Consider the following 21050-nt stretch of genomic DNA (forward strand, 5'->3'; position numbering starts at 1 on the left):
GTTCCTTTCGTCTCAGGCTTGCTTTTCGGCGTCGAACTGGGAGAAGGCGGCGAGCGCATGGCTCGCATACATCACCGACGGTCCGGCGCCCATGTAGATGCTCATGGCGAGCGTCTCCATCACCTCCTCGCGCGTGGCGCCGCGCTGCGACGCGGCTTTGGCGTGAAAGGCGATGCAATCGTCGCAGCGCACTGCGACGCTGACCGCAAGCGCGATCAGTTCCTTTGTCTTGGCGTCGAGCACGCCTTGCGCGCCCGCCGAGATCGCCATCGCCGAAAAGGCTTTCATCACCTCGGGCGAGCCGACCCGCAATTCGCGGATGTCGGCGGAAAGCTTCTTGGCGAGGGCCGCCCAGTCTTCGGTCATGAGGCGCTCCTTGGCGTTTCGTCGTCGCGCAGGACGACATAGATCGCGGGGATGACGAGCAGGGTGAGCGCCGTCGACGAGGCGAGGCCAAAGACGAGCGAAATGGCGAGACCCTGAAAGATCGGATCGGTGAGAATAAAGGCCGCGCCGATGATCGCCGCGGCGGCGGTGAGAAAGATGGGCTTGAAGCGCACCGCGCCCGCCTCGATCAGCGCGGCGCGCAGCGTCATGCCGCGCGCCCGTAAATGCCGGATGAAGTCGACGAGCAGGATGGAATTGCGCACGACGATTCCGGCGAGCGCGATAAAGCCGATCATCGATGTCGCGGTGAAGGCGGCGTTGAACAAGATGTGGCCGATGACGATGCCGACGAGCGTCAGCGGTACCGGCGCCAGGATGACCAGCGGCAGTTTGAACGAGCCGAACTGCGCGACGACGAGAAGGTAGATGCCGAGCAGCGCCACCATGAAGGCTGCGCCCATGTCGCGAAAGGTGACATAGGTCACTTCCCACTCGCCGTCCCAGAGCAGCGTCGGCTGCGAATCGTCGAGCGGCTGGCCGTGATATTTGATCGTCGGCGGTCCCGAAGGTCCCCAGTCCATCTTGTTGATCGCGTCTTCGACCGCGAGCATGCCATAGATTGGCGCTTCGAAACGGCCGGCGACCTCGGCGCTGACCATTTCGGCGAAGCGGCCGTTGTGACGGAAGATCGGGTAGGAGCCGAGTTCGCGCGTCGCCTTGACGACGTCGCCGAGTTCGACATTGGCGCCCTGGCGCACGGTGCCGCCGGCGGGCAGCGGCGTCGAAAGAATTCCCTCGCTAGGCGTCATCGCGGAGCGCGGCAGCGCCACCGTAATGTCGACCGGCTTGGCGCCGCCGCCCTTTTGCGAAAAGCCGATTTTGACGCCGCCGACCAGGGCGCCGATCGTGTCATAGACGGCGCGCTCCTCGACGCCATGATATTCGAGCGCCTCCTGATCGATCTCGAAGCGCAGGCGCTCGGCGCGCTGACCATAGCTGTCGTCGGTGTCGACGACGAAATCGACGGCGTCGAAAGCCTTGCGCACCTTGGCCGCAAGATCGCGCCGCGATTGCGCATCGGGTCCGTAGACTTCGGCGAGCAGCGTCGACAGCACTGGCGGGCCCGGCGGCACTTCGACGACCTTGATCGCGGTGTGTTCGGGCGCCGGCAGTCCCTCGAGCTTCTTGCGAATATCGAGCGCAATCGCATGGCTCGCGCGGCTGCGCTCGCCCTTGGGCTGGAGATTGATCGCCAGATCGCCCATCTCGGGCGCGCTGCGCATGTAATAGTGCCGCACGAGGCCGTTGAAGTTGAAGGGCGCGGCGGCGCCCGAATAGGATTGAATGGAGGTCAGTTCCGGAATGTCCTTGAGGCGTTCCGCCGCCGCCGTCAGCACCCGGTCCGTTTCCTCTAGCGAAGCGCCGCGCGGCAAATCCACGACGACGGCGATCTCCGACTTGTTATCGAATGGCAGAAGCTTCACCCGCACGGTCTTCGTTGCAAAGAGCGCCATTGAGAGAAGCGTCGCGAGGCCGACCGCCGTAAGAAACCACTGCGAGCGCTTACGGCCTTTGAGCAAGGGCGTCGCCACGCGCACGTAGAAATTGCCCATGGCGCCGCGTTCATGCGCATGATCGACGCCGTCTACGCGCTCCTGCGCGAAACGCTTGCCGGCGACCTTGAGCAGGAGCCAAGGCGTAATCGTCATGGCGACGAAGAAGGAGAAGATCATCGCAAGCGAAGCGTTCGCGGGAATGGGGCTCATATAAGGCCCCATCAGACCCGAGACGAACATCATCGGCAGCAGTGCGACGACGATCGTGAGCGTCGCGACGATCGTCGGATTGCCGACCTCCGCCACCGCCTCGACGGCCGTGTCGATCAGGCTGCGCGAGCCGCGCATATGCCAATGGCGCACGATGTTCTCGACGACGACGATCGCATCGTCGACGAGAATGCCGATCGAGAAGATGAGCGCGAAAAGGCTGACGCGATTGATCGTATAGCCCATCAGCCAGGAGGCGAAGAGCGTGAGCAGGATGGTCGTCGGGATGATGACGAAGACGACGACGCCCTCGCGCCAGCCGACCATCACGACAATGAGCGCCACGATGGAGACGGTCGCCAGCGCGAGATGGAATAGCAGTTCGTTGGCTTTCTCGGTCGCCGTTTCGCCGTAGTCGCGCGTCACCGCGATCTCGATGTCGTCAGGAACGATGCGGCCCTTGACCGCCTCGAGCCGATGCATGATCTCATCGGCGACGACGACGGCGTTGGCACCCTTGCGCTTGGCGATCGCAATGCTGACGGCGGGGCGCTTATCGAGGCCGCCGGCCGCGCCTCGCGTCATGGTCCAGCTGCGCCGGTCGGGCTCGGCGGCGCCGACGCGCACCTCGGCCACGTCCTTCACATAGACCGGGCGGCCGTCTCTTGTGGTCAGCAGCAGCTGGCCGACGTCAGGGACGCCTTGTAGCGTCTGGCCGGCGACGACGGGCACGGCGCGATTGCCCTCGCGAAACGCGCCGACGAGAAAGGAACGGTTCGCGTTGGTCAGCTTGTCGATAAGCTGATTGAGCGTCACGCCATATTGCGACAGGCGTTCGGGATCTGGCTCGACGCGGATCTGATTAGGGCTGCCGCCGACGATGTAGCTTAAGCCGACGTCATTGACCTTGGTGAGGTCGTGCTGCAATTCCTCGGCGACCTGATAGAGGCCATTGTCGGTCCAGCGATCGGCGCGCTCGGGCTTCGCCGAAAGCGTGAGCACGACGATCGCGACGTCGTCGATGCCGCGGCCGACGATCAGCGGCTCGGGAATGCCTTTCGGCAGATCGCCGATGTTGGCGCGTATCTTGTCGTGGATGCGCAGGACGGCGTTGTCCTGCGACGTGCCGACGTAAAAGCGCGCCGTGACCACCACATTGTCGTCGCGCGTCTGCGAATAGACGTGCTCGACGCCGTTGACGCCCTTGATGATGTCCTCGAGCGGGCGCGTGATGAGTTCGATCGCGTCTTCCGCCTTATAGCCGTTGGCTGACACCATGATGTCGACCATCGGCACGGAGATCTGCGGCTCCTCCTCGCGCGGCAGCGAGCGCAGCGCGATCAGCCCGACGAGAATCGAGGCGAGCAGGAGGAGCGGCGTCAGCGGCGAATTGATGAAGACGCGCGTCAGCGTGCCGGAAATGCCCGGGCGAAACTCATCGCTCATGGCGTCGACACCACGTCGCCGTCATGGAGGCCGGAGAGAATTTCGACGCCGTCGCCATGCGCTTCGCCAGGCTGAACGACGATCTCCTCGCCGGACGCGAGGCGGACGAAATCCACGCCGGCGCGTCGATAGACGGCGGCGCGCGGGATGATGATCGTGTCGCGCTTGCCCGTCGTGACGTAAACGCGGGCCCGTTCGCCGACAAAATAGTCGCCGAGCCCTACGACATCGACGTCGGCGATGACGCGGCCGCCCTGAATTTCGGGATAGACGATGCGCACGCGCCCCTGCTTGCGCTCGCCGCCCGCTTCTTCGTGCAGGCCGCGCGCGCCGATCTCGACCTTGTCGCCGGCGCGCATGAACCGCGCGTGGCGCTCCGGCAGTTGCAGGCGCAGGATGTATTTGTCCTCGGCGATCGTCGCGATGGTTTCGCCGGGCATCACCACGCGGCCGACGGAGACAGGAATGGTGAGGATGCGCCCTGGCCCCGGCGCGCGCACCGAGCCCTCCGCCGCCTGTTGTTCGATTACGCTGCGATCCGAGCGCAGCGCGGCGAGGTTGCGGTCGGCGACGTCGAGCGCGGTCTTCGCGTGATCGAACAGCGCCTTCGTATAGACGCCGCGGCGGAAAAGCTCCTGCGCGCGGTCGAAGTCGGACTGCGCCTTGTCGCGCTGGGCCTGCTGCGAGCGGATGCGCTGGTCGAGCGCCTGCATCTGCAAAAACAGCTTCTGGTCGACGACCGAGGCGATCTCGGCGCCGCCGGCGACGTCGTCGCCCTCTTTAATCTTGAGCGCGCTCACCGTCCCACCGATTCGCGCCCTAGCCGTCAGTTGATGCGCAGGCTCCACGGAAGCGACGACGGCCTTGAGGTCCTCGACCGGGGCGACCCGGATCGTGACCTCTCCGGCCTTGGCGCCCGAGGAGAAGGCGAGCGCGGCGAGGAGCGCCGTCGTCGGCGAAAAATGGAGGCGGCGCATTTGTCTCATGCAGCCCAGTTATATGCAGAAAACTTAAATTAGCAATAGCGAATTTAAGATCAGGAAAGGAAAGGACCGGGCGGCGCGGCGCCGCCCGACTTTCCTTCAGTGGCGTCAGCCCCAGAGATTGCACCAGCCGCGTGCGCTGACGGGCCCGCTCACCACGCCGCAGCCCGATGGCGGGTTGAACCAGGAGCAGTTGGCGCAGCTTTGCCGGCCGTTCGGCGCGCCGCGATAGGCGGCCGCCGATTTGCTCGACTTCGCCTGCGCCGTCGTCGCAGAAAATCCAGCGGCGGCCGCGCCCAACAACAACATCAAGGAGCGGCGCGTCGGCGCGCGAAATTCCACCATTTCAACCTCCCTTGGCAATTCATCCGCTGCCGGACGATTCCATTAAATTAGATGAACGTAATATACCGTGTTCGCGCCGGCATGAATGCGACATAACGCTCTTTCACGCCTGCGATACGCTCGCTTGACAATTATATTCAATAATCATAATTTAGATAACATGAATGTAAAAGCGATTGAGCTCGCGCCGAAAGCTGCGGAGGCCGAGAGCTTTCTAAAGGCTCTGGCCAACCGTCATCGGCTGATGGTGCTGTGCCAGCTCCACGCGGGCGAGCTGTCGGTGACAAAGCTGCAGGAGGCGATCGGGCTGAGCCAATCGTCGCTGTCGCAGCATCTCGCACGGCTGCGCGAGGACAAGCTCGTCAAGACCCGCCGCGAATCCCAGACGATCTACTATTCCCTGGCCGACGGTAACGTCTCACGAATCATCGGACTGCTTTACGAGATGTTTTGCGCCGAGGAGTGCGGCAAGCCGGCCAAACCGCGCGCGCGCGCAAAATCAAAGGAACTCACGTCATGAGCATTGATCGCATCGTTATGGCCTTCGCAGGCGCCATGATCCTTTTGAGCCTGCTCCTGGCGCAGTTGTTCAGCCCATGGTGGCTCTTGCTTACGGCTTTCGTCGGCGTCAATCTGCTGCAGGCGGCGTTTACCGGACTCTGCCCGTTAGCGATGGCGCTGAAGCGGTTCGGCGCCAGATCAGGCGCCGCCTTCTAGGATTCATCAGCGTGGGCGCCAAGGGCGCAGCGCGCACTTTTAACCAAGCCTTGGATCGTTAGCGACGAAGAGCAGGCGATGCCTTTCGATTGGGTCGACGAAACGCCGTCCTTGCGCAGCCTCGACGCCGCGACGAAGACCCTTCTGCGCGACGCCGCGGTGCGCAAGCAAATCCCGCGCGGCGCCGTGCTGTTTCGGCCCGGCGATCAATGCGTGCATTTTCCACTGATCGTCGCGGGATCGGTGCGCGTGCAGCGGGTGACCGAATCGGGCAGGGAAATCGTGCTCTATCGAGTCGGCGAGAATGAAACCTGCATTCTGACGACGGCGTCGCTGCTTTCGGACGACGCCTACGCCGCAGAAGGCGTCGCCGAGACCGATGTGATCGCCTATGTCGTCCCGGCCGAGCGTTTCAACGCGCTGATGAACGCCTCAGAAGGCTTTCGCGCGCTCGTGTTCAACGGCTACAGCAAGCGCCTTGCGACGTTGATGTCGCGCATCGAAGAAATCGTCTGCACGCGCATCAATGTTCGTTTGGCGGAACGTCTTCTCGCGCTGCGCGACGCCGGCGACAAGATCGTCGCCACGCAACAGGCGCTCGCGGCCGATCTCGGCACGGCGCGCGAAGTCGTCGGCCGCACGCTGAAAGCGTTCGAGCGTTCAGGCTGGGTGAAATTGTCGCGCGGCGGCGCCGAGATCGTCAATCTCGCGGCGTTGCGTTCGCTCTGCGACGCACAGCGTGACTAAGTCGCGGACATGCGCGCGACAAGCGTGCATGTCGTGACAAAATGAGCGCAACCGTCAGCGCCAAACTTTGTGCGCGCAAGCGCATGGGAGGATTGAATGGCTCACATCGTTATCATGGGCGCCGGGATCGGCGGCGTCGCCGCCGCGATCGAAGTTCGCGAGGGACTCTCGAAGCAACATCAGGTCACGGTCGTCTCTGACCTTGAGAATTTTCAGTTCACGCCGTCCAATCCGTGGCTCGCGGTGCAATGGCGCAAGCCCGAGGAGCTCAAGGTTCCGCTCGCGCCGGTGTTCAAGAAGAAGAACATCGGCTTCATTCCGGTCGGCGCGAAGCGCGTTATGCCCGAAGAGAACCGCCTCGAACTCGCGAATGGCGAGAGCGTCGCCTACGACTATCTCGTCATCGCCACCGGACCGAAGCTCGCGTTCGAAGAATTGCCCGGACTTGGACCTCACGGCGGGCACACGCATTCGATCTGCACGCTGCAGCATGCCGAGATTGCGTCGAAGGCCTATGAGGAGTTCTGCAAGAATCCCGGCCCGATCATCATCGGCGCGGCGCCTGGGGTCTCATGTTTCGGTCCGGCGTATGAATACGCCATGATTCTTTCCACCGATCTGCGTCGGCGCGGCATCCGAGACAAGGTGCCGATGACCTACATCACGTCGGAGCCCTATGTCGGCCATCTCGGCTTGGGCGGCGTCGGCGACACCAAGGGAATGCTGGAGTCGGCGTTCCGCGATCGCGACATCAAATGGATCGTCAACGCCAAAACGACGTCGATCGAACCCGGACTTCTCAAATGCGCCGAGCTCGACGACCAGGGGCAGGTCAAGAAGGAGCACGAAGTGCCCTTCAAATTCGCCATGGTGATGCCGGCCTTCAAAGGAGTCGACGCGCTGATGGGCGTCGAGGGGCTGGTCAATCCCCGCGGCTTCGTCATCATCGACAAGAATCAGCGCAATCCGAAATATCCGAATGTGTTCGGCGTCGGCGTCTGCGTCGCGATCCCGCCCGTCGAGGCGACGCCGGTGCCCACCGGCACGCCGAAGACCGGCTACATGATCGAGTCGATGGTGACGGCGACGGCGCATAATATCGCCGCGCTGATCGCCGGACGCGAAGCCAAGGAAGAAGGCACGTGGAACGCTGTTTGCTTGGCGGATTTTGGCGACAAGGGCGTCGCCTTTGTCGCCAAACCGCAGATTCCGCCGCGTAACGTCAACTGGTCGAGCGAAGGGCGATGGGTGCATCTCGCCAAGATCGCCTACGAGAAATACTTCCTTCGCAAGGTTCGTAAGGGGCAGAGCGAGCCTGTGTATGAGCGTTACATCATGAAGCTGCTCGGCATCGAACGGCTGCGCCGCGCCCTGTCGTAACAGGGCGTCGCAGTCATGCAATGCTGGAGGAAAGCCGATGCGGACTAGGCCGTTAAGGCGCGAGATCCTCCTCGCGCTGGGGTTCAAATTGCTGGCGCTCATCGCGCTCTACGTCATGTTTTTCGGCCCGGCGCATCGTATCAAGATAACGCCGGCGCAGATGGCGGAAGCGCTTTCCGCCGCCGCGCCGCGTTGACGCCCGTCAGCTGACTTTCGTCAGGAGCTCCAAATGTTCGAACTCGACGTCGTCACCCTCTCGCGCCTGCAATTTGCGCTGACGGCGATGTATCACTTCCTCTTCGTGCCGCTGACGCTGGGCCTCGCACTGCTGCTCGCGATCATGGAAAGCGTCTATGTGATGACGGGTCGAACCGTCTGGCGTGAGGCGACGCAGTTCTGGGGCACGCTCTTTGGCATCAACTTCGCCATGGGCGTGGCCACCGGCGTCACGATGGAATTCCAGTTCGGCACCAACTGGGCCTATTACTCGCATTACGTCGGCGATATTTTCGGCGCGCCGCTCGCCATTGAAGGGCTGATGGCCTTCTTCCTCGAGGCGACCTTCGTCGGCCTGTTCTTCTTCGGCTGGAAGCGCCTGAGCAAGGTGCAGCATCTCGCCGTCACCTGGCTCGTCGCCCTCGGCGCCAATTTCTCCGCGCTGTGGATTCTCGTCGCCAACGCCTGGATGCAGAACCCGGTCGGCGCGGCCTTCAATCCACAGACGATGCGCATGGAGCTTACGTCCTTCACGGAGGTGCTGTTCAATCCCGTGGCGCAATCGAAATTCGTGCACACGGTCAGCGCCGGCTATGTCACGGGTGCGATGTTCGTCATGTCGATCGGCGCCTATTTCATTTTGAACCGTCGCCACGTCGACATCGCCCGCCGCTCGCTGACGGTGGCGGCGAGCTTCGGACTCGCCTCCGCGCTTTCGGTCGTCGTGCTCGGCGATGAGAGCGGCTATACGGCGGGCGAGAACCAGAAGATGAAGATCGCCGCGATCGAGGCCATGTGGGAGACGGAGCCGCCGCCCGCGTCTTTCACGCTCTTTGGTTTCCCCGATCTCAAGAGCGAAACGACGAAAGACGAGATCAGAATACCGTGGATCCTGGGGCTGATCGCCACACGCTCGCTCGATAAGCCCGTCGAAGGCGTGAAGGCGCTCGTCCAACGTTCCGAGGAGCGTATCCGCAACGGCATGGCCGGCTATCAGTGGCTCGCGAAGGAAGGCGGTCATCCGAACGCCGTCGTTCCGCCGGAACTCGAGGCGTCGATGCGCGACGTCGGCCATTCGCTGCTCGTCAAGCGCATTCGGCCGGACATCGAGAACGCGACCGACGCGCAGATCCACGAAGCGGCGATGTCGACGATCCCCGACGTGCCGGTGCTGTTCTGGTCGTTCCGAATCATGGTGGCGCTGGGCTTCTATTTCATCGCGCTCTTCGCCGTGGCGTTTTATCTGTCGAGCCGGCGACGCTGCGGCAGACCATGGTTCCTGCGCATGGTCATGTATAGCCTGCCGCTTCCCTGGGTCGCCGCCGAACTCGGTTGGATCGTCGCTGAATACGGCCGGCAGCCGTGGATCATCGACGGAACGATGCCGACATTCCTCGGCGTCTCGAACATCCCTGCATCGAATGTCGCGGCGAGCCTCGCGGCCTTCGTGCTGTTCTACAGCGCGCTCGCCATTATCGACGTCGCGCTCATCGTCAAATATGTGCGCATCGGACCGCGTTCGGAGGCTGAGCCCCAGACCACCGGCGCGCCGGTGCTCCCCGCGCCGGCGCCGGCGCAAACGCGATAGGAAAGGCGACAGCGATGTTCGACTATATGACGCTTCGCCTCATCTGGTGGGCGCTGCTGGGCGTTCTGCTCGTAGGCTTCGCCGTCCTCGACGGTTTCGACATCGGCGTCGCCATGCTGCATCCCTTCGTCGCCCGCAATGACACGCAGCGGCGCGTGACGCTCAATACGATCGGCCCCGTGTGGGAAGGCAATCAGGTCTGGTTCATCCTCGGCGGCGGCGCCGCCTTCGCGGCCTGGCCGCCGCTTTATGCGGTGTCCTTCTCCGGCTTCTATCTTGCGATGCTGCTGGTGCTGATCGGCCTCATTTTGCGGCCGGTGGCGATCACCTTCCGCGACAAGAGACCCGAGAGCGGCTGGCGCGAGACCTGGGACTGGCTCTTCTTCGCTTCGGGCGCCGTGCCCGCGCTGATCTTCGGCGTCGCCTTCGGCAATCTTCTGCAAGGCGTTCCCTTTCATTTCGATCAGCAGTTGCGCGCCACCTATGAGGGCGGCCTCCTCGGCCTGCTCAATCCCTTCGCCTTGCTCTGCGGCCTCGTCAGCGTGACGATGCTCGCGATGCAGGGCGCCGCCTGGCTGAGCGTGAAGAGCGAGGGCGAGGTCGCCGTCCGAGCCCGGCGATATGGCGCCGTCGCGGCGATCCTGCTGGTTCTGCTCATCTCCGGCGCCGGAATTTGGACGATGCTCGGGGTGGAGGGATTCCGGATAGACGGCGTCATCGAACATGCCGGCCCGTCCAATCCGCTCGCCAAGACGGTGACGCGAGAAACTGGCGCCTGGTTCGATAATTACCGGGCCTACCCCTGGATGATCGCCGCGCCGGCCGCCGCCTACATCGGCGCTCTGATCGCGGCGCTGGCCCTCGCGCTTTCGGCGAGAAGGATCGCGCTTCTCGCCAGCAGCCTTTCGGTTGCGGGGATTGCGACCATGGCGGGCTTCAGCATGTTCCCGTTCCTGCTGCCGTCGTCGACTCACCCGAGCCAGAGCCTGACGGTCTGGGACGCTTCGTCGAGCAAAGCGACGCTCTCGCTGATGCTCGTCGCGGTGATCGTCTTTCTGCCGATCGTTCTTACCTACACGAGCTGGGTCTACTACGTGCTGCGCGGCGCCGTCAGCGAGGCGGCGATCCGTCGCGGCGACGACTATTATTATTGAGCGGGAGAAGACGAAGCATGTGGTATTTTTCCTGGATATTGGGTCTGGGGCTCGCCTGCGCCTTCGCCATTCTCAACGCCATGTGGCTTGAGCTCGATGACGACGACGAGCGGCGGAAGAAATAGGCGGCTCCCGGAGCGAGACTTAGTCGCTGAGCGATATTGCGCGACGCGATAGGCTCGCATCGTAACCCGTCGCGGGAAGGAGACAGTCATGGAAGCCAATGTTGGAAGGACCGATCGCATCATCCGGATCGTCGTCGGTCTCTTGTTGCTCAGTCTCGTTTTCATCGGACCGCAGACCTTATGGGGGCTCGTCGGCCTCATCCCGCTGACGACGGCGTTCGTGAATTTCTGCCCCGCCTATAAGCTGCTCGGCATGGATACGCTCGGCAAGTAAGCGGCGCGCGCGGGAATACGCAAAGACGGTCGACGCTCGGGGGCGCCGACCGCTGAAAGACGCTGAGCGGCGAAGCGTTCCAAGTTAGATGCGCGAAACGGCGATCACCTTTCACGCCCGCGGCATGCATTGCCACGGCTGCGAACATGTCATCGAAGCGGCGATCAAGAAGCTCGCCGGCGTGCGCAGCGTCTCGGCGAGCTATCCGACGGAAACGGTCGTCGTCGACTATGACGCTGACGCCACGAATTTCCGCGCGATCCGCGAAAGGGTCGAGCAGAACGGCTACCGCGTCGTTCTGACCGAGGAGGCGAAGCGCCGCCGTTCGCCGCTCGTGCGACTGGCGATCATCGTCGCGGCGCTCGCCGGGCTCGCCGGTTTGATTCTCTTCGATACGCGCTGGATCAGCGCCGAGGGCGAACCCGACATCGCCCAGCATATGAGTCTCGGCCTTCTGTTCCTGCTGGGGCTCCTGACAGGCTTCCACTGCGTTGGCATGTGCGGCGCTTTCGTCGTGAGCTATGCGGCGGCCGATGCGCGCGCCGGACGCTCGTCCTTCGTGTCGCACCTCGCCTATGGCGCCGGAAAGACGCTGTCCTACACGGCGATCGGCGCGGCCTTCGGCTGGCTCGGCGCTTTCATCGCCTTCACGCCGATGCTGCGCGGCGTCGCCGGAGTCGCCGCAGGCGCGTTCCTCATCATCTTCGGCCTCAACATGCTTGGGCTCTTCGCGCCGCTGCGCCGCTTCCGGCTCGGCCTGCCGGGGCCGCTGCAGAACTGGGTCAATCGCGAGGCCGGCGGCGCGCGCCATCGGCCGTTCGTGATCGGCCTTCTCAACGGGCTGATGTTCGCCTGCGGTCCGTTGCAGGCGATGTATGTGATGGCGGCGGGGACAGGCAGCCCCATCGAAGGCGCGAAGACGCTCTTCGTCTTCGGCCTTGGAACCTTGCCGGTGATGCTCGCCTTCGGCGCGCTGACGACGGTGCTTTCGGGCGCCGTCACCCATCGGCTGCTGACGGCCTCTGGCGTGATCGTCGTCGCGCTCGGCGCGGTGATGATCAATCGCGGATTGATCCTCACGGGTTCAGGCGCCGATCTCGCGTCGGTGATGACCAGCTGGCGGCATTCAGCGCCCGTTGAACTTGCGCAGACGTCGCAGGATGCGACTGTCGCGCCGCAAACTCAAACAATCGAGATGGAAGCCAATGGGCTGGGATTCACGCCGAGCCGCTTCACGCTTCTGCGCGGCGTGCCGGTCAAATGGGTGATCAACGCGACCGAAGTCACGACCTGCAACAACCGGATCGTCGTTCCGTCCATGAAACTCGAATTCGACGTCAAACCGGGACGGCAGACGATCGAGTTCACGCCCGAGAAAACCGGCCTCATTCCGTGGAGCTGCTGGATGGGCATGTTGCGCGGCGAGTTTGTCGTCGTAGACGCGAAGCCCTCGGAGACCTCGCAGCCTGCACAGCCAGCCGCGCCCGCTTCGGACGTTCAGGCCACGCCTGGGGCGACGCCGAGCGCCCCGCCAGCCGCAAAGACCTACACGGCGCGCCGCGGCGACACGCTGCGTTCGATCGCGAAGCGACTCTATGGCGACGAAAAGCGCTGGCGCGACATTGCCGCCGCCAACCCTGCGCTGAATCCCAAGAAGCTGCGGCAAGGACAAATCATCAATTTGCCAGTCATCGCGCAGCCGTGACGATTCGTCTCGTTCGCGACGCCACGTTGCGCGCTACGCTAGTCTTGGAACAGAGGGGGAGGCCATGATCAGAAAATTCCTGTTCGCCGCGGCTTGCGGGCTGTCGCTATTCGCCGGCGCCGCCGCCTTCGCCGAGGACGATGACGATGATCAGGGCGAGCACATGACGCACGAGCAGCATATGAAGATGTCGCCGAAGATGGGCGACACGCGCCAGGAGGTCGATGTTCCATCGCCGATGCGCACGCAAATGCTCTCTCACATGCGCGGCCACGCCGAGGCGATCGCGGACGTACTCGCCGCGCTCGGCAAGGGCGACGGCGCGGCGGCGGCCAAAATCGCCGACGCGCGCCTCGGCATGGCGTCTTCGGGCGCAGCGGCGTGCAAGCCGAACGCCAAGAGCGGCGAACTCGGCGATATGCCGGCGATGATGGCGCGACACATGCCCGACGAGATGCGCGCGCTCGGTCTGACGATGCACGAACAGGCGAGCAAATTCGCCCAGGAGGCGGCCAAGATCGGGCCCGGCGGCGACATGCGTCCCGCGCTTGCCGAATTGTCGCAAGTCGTGCAAGCCTGCAACGCCTGTCACGCCGCCTATCGCCTCGATTAGCGCGCGTGCGGCGCGGGAGCCGACCGTGCGCATCGCGACCTGGAACGTTAATTCGGTAAGGCAGCGTCTCGCGCCGCTTCTCGCCTTTCTGCGGGACGCTGCGCCTGACGCGCTCTGCCTGCAGGAAACCAAGTGCGAGGATCACGCTTTCCCGCGGCTCGAAATCGAAGACGCGGGATATAACGTCGCCGTCCACGGACAGAAGGGGTTCAACGGCGTCGCGATCCTGTCGAAGTCGCCGCTGCAGGACGTCGTCCTCGGCCTGCCAGGCTTCGACGGCGAGGCGCAGTCGCGCTACATCGAGGCGGTTCTCGCCGACGGCGCCGGCGGCGTGATGCGCGTCGCGTCCATCTATGCGCCAAACGGCAATCCGCCGGATACGCAGAAATACTCTTACAAACTCGCCTTCATGGAGGCGCTGACGCGACATGCCGACGCGCTGCTGCGTCTCGAAGAGCCGACCGTTCTCGCCGGCGACTACAACGTCATTCCCGATGCGCGCGACGTCTATGAAGCCTCGGCGTGGCTTGGCGACGCATTATTTTTGCCGCAGACTCGCGCGGCCTATCAGCGCCTGATCAATCTCGGCTACGCCGATGCGCTGCGGGCGACATCGGACGAAGGCGGGCTCTACACGTTCTGGGATTATCAGGCCGGCGCCTGGCAGAAGAACAAGGGCCTTCGCATCGACCACCTTCTGCTGTCGCCGCGCGCAGCGGATCGGCTGGCGCGCGTGGAGATCGTCAAGTCGATGCGCGCCGGCGACAAGCCTTCCGATCACGTCGCGATCTACGCCGATTTCGCAGCGTAATCGAAAAGCCCGAGGGCGCCGCCGCTGCGCCAGAGCACATAGAGCGCCACCGCGAAGACGACCGTGGCAAAAATGGCGCTCAGCGCGCCCCGCATTTTCGACAGTCGCCGCGCCACCGCGGCGCCGATCAGCCCGCCGAACGCGCCGCCGATCACCAGCGTTCCGGCAAGCTCCCATTCGACGAGGTCTGAATAGGCGTAGTTCGCCGCCGTCGTGACCGCAAAGGCGGCGACGGCGACGAGCGACGAGCCGATGGCGTTCAGGATCGGCATGTCGGAAGCGAACATCAGCCCGGGCACGATCAGGAAGCCGCCGCCGATCCCGAAGAAGCCGGAAAGCGCGCCCGCCGTCACTCCGGCGCCAGCGAGCCGCGGAAAATTCTCGCGGTTGAGTCTTACCGAGGGATATCCCAAGGAGCCCCGACGGCGCAGCATGAGATAGGACACGACGATCATCAGCAGCGCGAAGAGCGCGAGCAGCTTCTCGCCATTGATGATCTTGCCGAGCGTCGATCCTGCGAAGGCGCCGCCGATGCCGAAAAGCGCGAAAACGGAAGCGCAGCGCCATTTGATCGTGCGCGCGCGCGCATGATTGGCGAGACTCATCAGCGCGTTGACCGCGACCGCCGCCGCGCTCGAGCCGATCGCGACATGCGGATTCGGCACGCCAACGAAATAGACGAGAAGCGGCACGGCAAGCACCGAGCCGCCGCCGCCGACCAGGCCGAGCGTAAAGCCGACGAGGGCGCCGGAGATCAGGCCGAGCACGGCGTCGAGGGGAAGAGCCGTCAGCATGTCAGCATGTCGCTCCTTCGCACGTGTAATATTAGCACTTGCTTATTTAGCTATAGCGCATATATCTGACGGCGCAAGCACGAAAGGCGAAAGCACGAAGGAAGAGAAGTGCTTGAGCGCTGCAATTGAAGAAGAGATCGATGTCGCAGGCGCCGTCAGTGAGGGCCTTCTTCGACGAGCCCACCAATACGATCACCTATATTGTCAGCGATCCGGCCACCAAGCGTGCGGCGATCGTCGATCCCGTGCTCGACTACGACCCAGCGAGCGGCGTCGCAGATTCGCATTCCGTCGACGCCATCCTCGCCGAGGCGGCGCGGGAGGGTTTGACAATCGACTGGGTGCTTGAGACCCACGCGCATGCCGACCACCTTTCCGCCGCCCAGATCGTCAAGGCGGCGACGGGGGCGAAGATCGGCATCGGCGAACACATCGACAAGGTTCAGAAGCTCTTCAAGCCGGTGTTCGGCGCTGACGACGTGAAGGCCGACGGCGGCTGCTTCGACCACCTCTTCAAGGATGGCGAGCGGTTCAAGATCGGCGAGATCGAGGCCGAAACGATCTACACGCCCGGCCATACGCCGGCCGACGTCGCCTACAGGATCGGCGATGCGGTGTTTGTCGGCGACACGCTGTTCATGCCTGACTATGGGACGGCGCGCGCGGATTTCCCGGGCGGCGACGCGCATGCGCTCTATCGGTCGATCCGGCGAATTCTCTCGCTGCCGCCGCAGACGCGGCTCTTCATGTGCCACGACTAGGCGCCGGGACGCGACGCCTACGCCTGGGAGACGACGGTCGCGGAGCAGCGCGCCAAGAACGTGCAGATCAGAGACGGTGTCAGCGAAGAGGAATTCGTGGCCCAGCGCCAGAAGCGGGACAAGGGGCTCGCCGCCCCGCGTCTGCTGCTGCCCTCGATTCAAGTGAACATTCGCGCCGGCAAGTTTCCGCCGCCGCAGGAGGGTGGCGCGCGCTTCCTCAGCATCCCGGTGAAGTTCAAGGGCGCCGCTGCGCGCGCCGGCTGAGGCTCGAACGCTTAGTTGCGCTCGCGCAGATAGCCTTCGAGCATAGCGCCAGCGGCTCTGCGGTCGGCCTCGCTCGCGGAACTCAGCGCTTCGGCGTGCAGATCGGCGATCCATTGATCGCGCGCCGCGCCGCCCGCTCCGTCGCGCGCCAGCGTCAGATACATCAGGCCGCGGGCGCGTTCCGGTTCGCCGCTCGCTTCGCCGGTGAACATCATCCGGCCGAGCATCGCCTGCGCCTGCGGATGGCCCTTGCGCGCCGCAAGCTCCAGCCAGTTCACGCCCTGGCGGACGTTCTTCTTCACGCCGGCGCCTTCGAGATACATGCGCGCCAGATTGTATTGAGCGTCGGCGTTGCGGAAATAGGTCGCGGCATAGCGGAACAGATCGAAGGCGCGATCGAGATCGGGCCGGATCTTTGCGCTTGGAACGCCGTCGCGCAGATAGATCCCCACCGCCACGAAGGCGCTCGCCGCCATCGACCGTTCGCGCGGATCCGGCTCGTCGTCGGCGTAATGGTCGACAATCTCCGAGAAATATTCATACGCCTTGGCGTCGTCGCGCGCGACGCCGTCGCCTTCGGCATACATCCGGCCGAGCTTCCACTTCGCGAGCGGCTCGCCGCCTTCGGCGGCGTAGCGCAGTGCGGCGACTGACGTGGCGGGGTCGCCCGCGTGGTAGCTTTCGAGCCCGGCGCGCAAAGCGGCGCGCGGATCCTTGAACATCGGCAGCGGTTGCGTATCGGCGCGCGCCGATGTTCGCGGCGCGTCCAGCGCCGGCGCCGGCGCGACAAAGGCCGTCACGAGCATGCCCAGGCTCGTCGCGAAAAGGCAGACCGGCAACGTCGCGCGCCTATTGCCCCTAACGGCGGGAGCCAAGCCCATCTGAACGCCTGCGACCATAATATTCCGACTTTCCTCACCTAGAAGACGCCCGACGTCTTTAAGGCCATACGCCAGCCGTCACCGCCGATCAGCGAGAGGGAAAGAAGGAACCTGCGGCCGAAAGCGAAATCTTCCGGCGCATGTCTCCGCATCTCGAATGAGCTTGTGACACGATCACCTTAGCGTAGGCTTTGTGTCTGAAAAGGGGCTTGGCGGGCGACAATAGTGGGCAAAATGCTAATCTGTTGAACTGTTGCAATCAGAACACAGAGCTGTTGCAGAAATGCCGCAACCACGCTTGGCGCCGGCTCAAAATCTCGCGCAAACGACCTGATATCCAGCGGCCCGCGCTTGTGCTTTCATGCGGGCGAATCGACGACCAGCGCTTGAAGGAAAACTACATGCAGTTTCGCCGCTTGATGTTCGCAACGTCCCTCGTCGGCGCGAGCGCCGTATTCACAACCGCCGCCCTGGCGGCCGGCGACGCTCAGCGCGGGGCGATCATTGCGAAGCGTTGGTGCGCGTCCTGCCACGTGGTGACGTCGGACCAGGCCAGCGCCTCCGCCGACGCGCCGTCTTTCTTCGACATCGCCGGGCGGCGGACGGACAGGAAGAAGCTTGGCCATTTCCTGATGGATCCGCATCCGCCGATGCCCGACATGCACCTCTCGCGCAAGGAGATCGACGACATCGTCTCCTATATCCGCAGCCTCGATCCGCGCCCGCAGCCCCCGCCGGAGCCCGACGGAAAGGACAAGGAGCTGCCGAAGAACGGGTAAGCCAGTCCCGCTTTACGCCGCAGGGCGTCCGCGCTAGAGCGGGCAATGGCCTACATCGTCAAGGAAGCCTTCAAAACGCTGCAGGGCGAGGGCGTTAACGCGGGTCGCGCCTCGGTGTTCTGCCGCTTCGCCGGGTGCAATCTGTGGAGCGGGCGCGAAGAGGATCGCGCCGCCGCGCAGTGCCAGTTTTGCGACACGGACTTCGTCGGCTTCGAGGGCGAAGGCGGCGGCAAGTTCTCGGACGCGACGGCGCTTGCCGGACATCTTGCGCGGCTCTGGGGGGAGGCCCCTGAGCGCCGCTTCGCCGTGCTGACCGGCGGCGAGCCGATGCTGCAGATCGATGAGGCGCTGATCGCGGCGCTTCACGCGCAGGGGTTCGAGGTCGCCATCGAGACCAATGGCACGCTGCCGGTCGTCTCCGGGATCGACTGGATCTGCGTGTCGCCCAAGGGCGGCGCGCCGCTCGTCCAGACCACCGGCGCGGAATTGAAGCTGGTCTTCCCGCAGCAGGGGGTCGACCCCGCCGCCTATGAGGGCCTCGACTTTCAGCATTTTCTGCTGCAGCCCATGGACGGCCCGGATGTTTCGCGCAATACGGAGGCCGCGGTCAGCTACTGCCTGGCGCATCCGCGCTGGCGTCTGTCCCTGCAGACCCACAAGGCGATCGGGGTGAAGTAAGACGTGTCGACGTTCGAGGTCTTTCGCGAATTCTATTTCGAGGCGGCGCACGCCCTTTATGACCCGGAGGCTCCAGAGGGCGGCAAATACCGCAATCTGCACGGGCATTCCTTTCGCGTGCGCGTCACCCTGCGTGGCGAGCGCCGCGTCGAAGAGCAGTGGGTGATCGACCTCGGCAAGCTTGGCCGCAGGCTCGCCGAGCTGCGCGAAACTCTCGACCACTCTTTTCTCAATGATCTCGAAGGGCTGGGAAAGCCGACGCTCGAAAATCTCTGCGCCTATATCTGGCGCGACCTCTCGCCGACGCTGCCCGGCCTGGCTGAAGTCGGGGTCTTTCGCGACAGCTGTTTCGAGGGCTGCGTCTACCGCGGCGACTGACCGCCATTCTCCAGCGCGTTTGCGGGGTTTACCGGCCGGTCTGCGGCGCAAAGCCGCTATTGCGCAAGGGCGGCGCGGTCTCTACGGTTGAGCGCTCATTTTGTGCAGAACGCCCACCAGCGCGGCGACGTCAACGGTCCGCAGGAAGAAGAGTGGGGAGCGAGGGAACCCTGAGGACATGGCGAACAACAAAGTCATTACCGCCGACGAGGCGATTGCGCTCATTCGCGACAATGACGTCGTAACCACCACGGGCTTCGTCCAGAGCTGCATCCCCGAAGCCTTGCACGCCGCATTGGAAAAGCGCTTCGTCGAGACGCAGCATCCGCGCGACCTTACGCTGATCATGACCGCAGGCGCCGGCGACTCCAAGGGCCTCGGCACCGGGCGTTTCCATCACGAAGGATTGTTGCGCCGGGTCATCGCGGCGAACTTCGGCCGCATGCCGAAGGTCGCCCAGGCCGCGCAGGAAAATAAAATCTGCGGCTACAATCTCCCGCAGGGCGTCATCTCGCAGCTCTATCGCGCCTGCGCCTCGGGCCAGCCGGGGCTCTTCTCCAAAGTCGGCCTCTACACCTATGTCGATCCGCGCTTTGGCGGCGGCAAGGTGAATGACCGCACCAAGGAGGATATGGTCAAATACCACAACATCATGGGCGAGGAGTGGCTCTTCTACATCGCCACCAAGATCGACGTCGCCTTCATCCGCGGCACCTCGGCTGATCCTTCCGGCAATATTTCGATGGAGCGCGAGGCGCTCGTGCTCGACAACCTCGCTCAGGCGATGGCCGCGCATAACAATGGCGGACTCGTCATCGCGCAGGTGGAGCGCATCGTCGAGCAGGGGTCGATCAAGCCGAAGGACGTGCATGTGCCGGGCATTCTCGTCTCGGCCGTCGTCGTCGCCGATCCGCCGGAAATGCACCGGATGAATTACGGCGTGATCCATAATCCCGCGCTTGCGGGCGAGATCCGCGTGCCGGTCGAGAAGTTCGCCAAGATGCCGCTCGACGAGCGCAAGGTCATCGCCCGTCGCGCCAGCTTCGAGCTGCCGCCGAACGGCGTCGTCAATCTCGGCGTCGGCGCGCCGGAAGGCATCGCCGCGGTCGCCAATGAAGAAAAGATGACGCCCTACATCACGCTGACGACGGAAGCCGGCGCGATCGGCGGCGTGCTGGCGTCCGGTTCGAGCTTCGGCGCGGCGACCAACGCCGACGCAATCATCCAGCAGAACCAGCAGTTCGACTTCTATGACGGCGGCGGTCTCGACATGACCTGTCTCGGCATGGCCGAATGCGATCTGCAGGGCAATGTCAACACGTCGAAATTCGGCGGACGGCTCAACGGCTGCGGCGGCTTCATCAATATCAGCCAGAATGCGCGGCTCGTCGTTTACGCCGGCACTTTCACCAATGGCGGACTGCGCGTCGAGATCGCCGACGGGAAGGTGAATATCCTGCAGGAAGGACGGAACAAGAAGTTCCTGAACGCCGTCGAGCAGATCACCTTCTCGGGCAAATTCGCGCTAAAGCGCAAGCAGCCGGTCTATTACGTGACCGAGCGCTGCGTGTTCAAACTCGCCGACAAGGGGCTCGAACTGATCGAGGTCGCGCCTGGCGTCGATATCGACCGGGACATCCTGGCGCATATGGAATTCAAGCCAATCGTCGATCATCCCGAATTGATGGATAAGCGCATCTTCATCGACGAACCGATGGGGCTGCTCGCGGATCTCATCAACCTCAACATGTCGGATCGCGTCACCTATGACGCCGACCGCAACATCCTGTTCGTCAATCTCGAAGGCTGGCACGCGCGCACGAAGAAGGACATCGACGATCTGCGCAAGACGCTGATCGAGGCGTCGGAAAAGGTCGGCAAGCGCGTCAACTCCGTCGTCAATCACGACGGCTGGAAGATCAATGAGGCGCTCTACGACGATTACGCCGAAATGATCGACTATATGAGCCAGCACTACTATCTGACGACGACGCGCTATGCGACGAGCGCTTTCGCGCGGCTGAAGATGAAGGAGGCGCTCTCCAAGCGCGGTCTGCAGCCGCATGTGTTCGAGCGGCGCGAGGCGGCGGAGACCTTCCTCGAGGTCGTCAGCAAGGAAGAGGAGAAGGCGCCGGCGTAAGCCAGGCGGCGACTCGGATCCGGCGCTGCCGCACAGCGCCGGTCGTCCTTCAATCGGCTCGCAATAAAACAGGCCCCGTGGCGCGGAAGCTCACGGGGCCTTTTTGCTTCTCAGGTCG

Annotated in this window: 22 protein-coding genes and 1 pseudogene; 17 read left to right on the forward strand and 6 right to left on the reverse strand. The window is 63.8% G+C overall.

All coding sequences use genetic code 11. The annotated features are described in order from the left end of the window. Positions 1-12: 12 nt before the first annotated feature. From AC0X69_RS12115 to AC0X69_RS12130, 4 genes are all read right to left on the reverse strand, one after another. Positions 13-366 carry a carboxymuconolactone decarboxylase family protein gene (locus tag AC0X69_RS12115; RefSeq protein ID WP_482607920.1) on the reverse strand — a complete coding sequence of 118 codons (354 nt, stop codon included), beginning with the start codon at positions 364-366 and terminating at the stop codon, positions 13-15. Then, entirely contained in the window at positions 363-3599 is a 3237-nt protein-coding gene (locus tag AC0X69_RS12120) for an efflux RND transporter permease subunit (RefSeq protein ID WP_482607921.1), read from the reverse strand. Before AC0X69_RS12120 ends, AC0X69_RS12115 begins: the two co-directional genes overlap by 4 nt. Next, positions 3596-4576, reverse strand: coding sequence for an efflux RND transporter periplasmic adaptor subunit (locus AC0X69_RS12125; RefSeq protein WP_482607923.1), 981 nt, complete (start codon positions 4574-4576; stop codon positions 3596-3598). Before AC0X69_RS12125 ends, AC0X69_RS12120 begins: the two co-directional genes overlap by 4 nt. Before the next feature lie 114 nt (positions 4577-4690). Next, positions 4691-4927, reverse strand: coding sequence for a high-potential iron-sulfur protein (locus tag AC0X69_RS12130; protein ID WP_482607925.1), 237 nt, complete (start codon positions 4925-4927; stop codon positions 4691-4693). Positions 4928-5087: 160 nt separating this feature from the next. Between AC0X69_RS12130 and AC0X69_RS12135 the strand changes: the two genes are divergently transcribed. From AC0X69_RS12135 to xth, 12 genes are all read left to right on the forward strand, one after another. After that, entirely contained in the window at positions 5088-5447 is a 360-nt protein-coding gene (locus AC0X69_RS12135; RefSeq protein WP_482607927.1) for an ArsR/SmtB family transcription factor, read from the forward strand. Next, on the forward strand, positions 5444-5644 hold the full coding sequence (locus tag AC0X69_RS12140; RefSeq protein ID WP_482607929.1) for a YgaP family membrane protein: 201 nt from the start codon (positions 5444-5446) through the stop codon (positions 5642-5644). The genes AC0X69_RS12135 and AC0X69_RS12140 overlap by 4 nt, the downstream gene beginning before the upstream one ends. Positions 5645-5722: 78 nt before the next feature. Beyond that, positions 5723-6391 (forward strand): Crp/Fnr family transcriptional regulator, encoded by a 669-nt coding sequence (locus AC0X69_RS12145; protein ID WP_482607931.1) that lies wholly within the window; start codon positions 5723-5725, stop codon positions 6389-6391. 96 nt (positions 6392-6487) lie between these two features. After that, the gene (locus tag AC0X69_RS12150; protein ID WP_482607933.1) at positions 6488-7771 is read left to right on the forward strand and encodes an NAD(P)/FAD-dependent oxidoreductase; all 1284 of its coding nucleotides are present in this window, start codon (positions 6488-6490) and stop codon (positions 7769-7771) included. Between the two features lie 37 nt (positions 7772-7808). Next, a complete protein-coding gene (cydP, locus tag AC0X69_RS12155; protein ID WP_482607935.1) occupies positions 7809-7967 on the forward strand; it encodes a cytochrome oxidase putative small subunit CydP in 159 nt (52 codons plus the stop codon). 33 nt (positions 7968-8000) lie between these two features. Then, positions 8001-9575 (forward strand): cytochrome ubiquinol oxidase subunit I, encoded by a 1575-nt coding sequence (locus AC0X69_RS12160; protein ID WP_482607936.1) that lies wholly within the window; start codon positions 8001-8003, stop codon positions 9573-9575. A 14-nt stretch (positions 9576-9589) separates the two neighbouring features. Continuing rightward, a complete protein-coding gene (gene cydB, locus AC0X69_RS12165) occupies positions 9590-10729 on the forward strand; it encodes a cytochrome d ubiquinol oxidase subunit II (RefSeq protein WP_482607938.1) in 1140 nt (379 codons plus the stop codon). 17 nt (positions 10730-10746) lie between these two features. After that, complete coding sequence (cydX, locus tag AC0X69_RS12170) at positions 10747-10854, forward strand: cytochrome bd-I oxidase subunit CydX (protein WP_482607940.1); 108 nt, start codon at positions 10747-10749, stop codon at positions 10852-10854. A gap of 88 nt (positions 10855-10942) precedes the next feature. Further along, positions 10943-11128, forward strand: coding sequence for a YgaP family membrane protein (locus AC0X69_RS12175; RefSeq protein ID WP_482607942.1), 186 nt, complete (start codon positions 10943-10945; stop codon positions 11126-11128). A gap of 88 nt (positions 11129-11216) precedes the next feature. Continuing rightward, positions 11217-12833, forward strand: coding sequence for an urease accessory protein UreH domain-containing protein (locus tag AC0X69_RS12180; RefSeq protein WP_482607944.1), 1617 nt, complete (start codon positions 11217-11219; stop codon positions 12831-12833). Between the two features lie 64 nt (positions 12834-12897). Then, positions 12898-13446, forward strand: coding sequence for a cytochrome c (locus AC0X69_RS12185; RefSeq protein WP_482607946.1), 549 nt, complete (start codon positions 12898-12900; stop codon positions 13444-13446). Between the two features lie 25 nt (positions 13447-13471). Next, positions 13472-14257 carry an exodeoxyribonuclease III gene (gene xth, locus AC0X69_RS12190; protein WP_482607948.1) on the forward strand — a complete coding sequence of 262 codons (786 nt, stop codon included), beginning with the start codon at positions 13472-13474 and terminating at the stop codon, positions 14255-14257. Here xth and AC0X69_RS12195 read toward each other — a convergent pair. Further along, the gene (locus AC0X69_RS12195; protein ID WP_482607950.1) at positions 14236-15051 is read right to left on the reverse strand and encodes a sulfite exporter TauE/SafE family protein; all 816 of its coding nucleotides are present in this window, start codon (positions 15049-15051) and stop codon (positions 14236-14238) included. The two genes, xth and AC0X69_RS12195, sit on opposite strands and share 22 nt — an antisense overlap. A 140-nt stretch (positions 15052-15191) precedes the next feature. On the opposite strand from AC0X69_RS12195, the pseudogene AC0X69_RS12200 reads away from it, so the two are divergent. Next, positions 15192-16076, forward strand: a pseudogene (locus AC0X69_RS12200) (MBL fold metallo-hydrolase). Positions 16077-16087: 11 nt separating this feature from the next. Here AC0X69_RS12200 and AC0X69_RS12205 read toward each other — a convergent pair. Beyond that, complete coding sequence (locus AC0X69_RS12205; protein WP_482607952.1) at positions 16088-16975, reverse strand: tetratricopeptide repeat protein; 888 nt, start codon at positions 16973-16975, stop codon at positions 16088-16090. Positions 16976-17358: 383 nt separating this feature from the next. On the opposite strand from AC0X69_RS12205, the gene AC0X69_RS12210 reads away from it, so the two are divergent. The 4 genes from AC0X69_RS12210 (at position 17359) to AC0X69_RS12225 (ending at position 20932) form a co-directional block, all read left to right on the forward strand. After that, positions 17359-17736 (forward strand): c-type cytochrome, encoded by a 378-nt coding sequence (locus AC0X69_RS12210; RefSeq protein WP_482607954.1) that lies wholly within the window; start codon positions 17359-17361, stop codon positions 17734-17736. 45 nt (positions 17737-17781) lie between these two features. Then, complete coding sequence (gene queE, locus AC0X69_RS12215; protein WP_482607956.1) at positions 17782-18414, forward strand: 7-carboxy-7-deazaguanine synthase; 633 nt, start codon at positions 17782-17784, stop codon at positions 18412-18414. 3 nt (positions 18415-18417) lie between these two features. Next, positions 18418-18792 (forward strand): 6-pyruvoyl trahydropterin synthase family protein, encoded by a 375-nt coding sequence (locus AC0X69_RS12220; RefSeq protein WP_482607958.1) that lies wholly within the window; start codon positions 18418-18420, stop codon positions 18790-18792. 178 nt (positions 18793-18970) lie between these two features. Continuing rightward, positions 18971-20932, forward strand: a complete 1962-nt coding sequence (locus AC0X69_RS12225) for an acyl CoA:acetate/3-ketoacid CoA transferase (protein ID WP_482607960.1) — start codon at positions 18971-18973, stop codon at positions 20930-20932. The last annotated feature ends 118 nt before the right edge of the window (positions 20933-21050 follow it).

The sequence above is a fragment of the Methylocystis sp. Uni0008 genome (assembly GCF_056838045.1).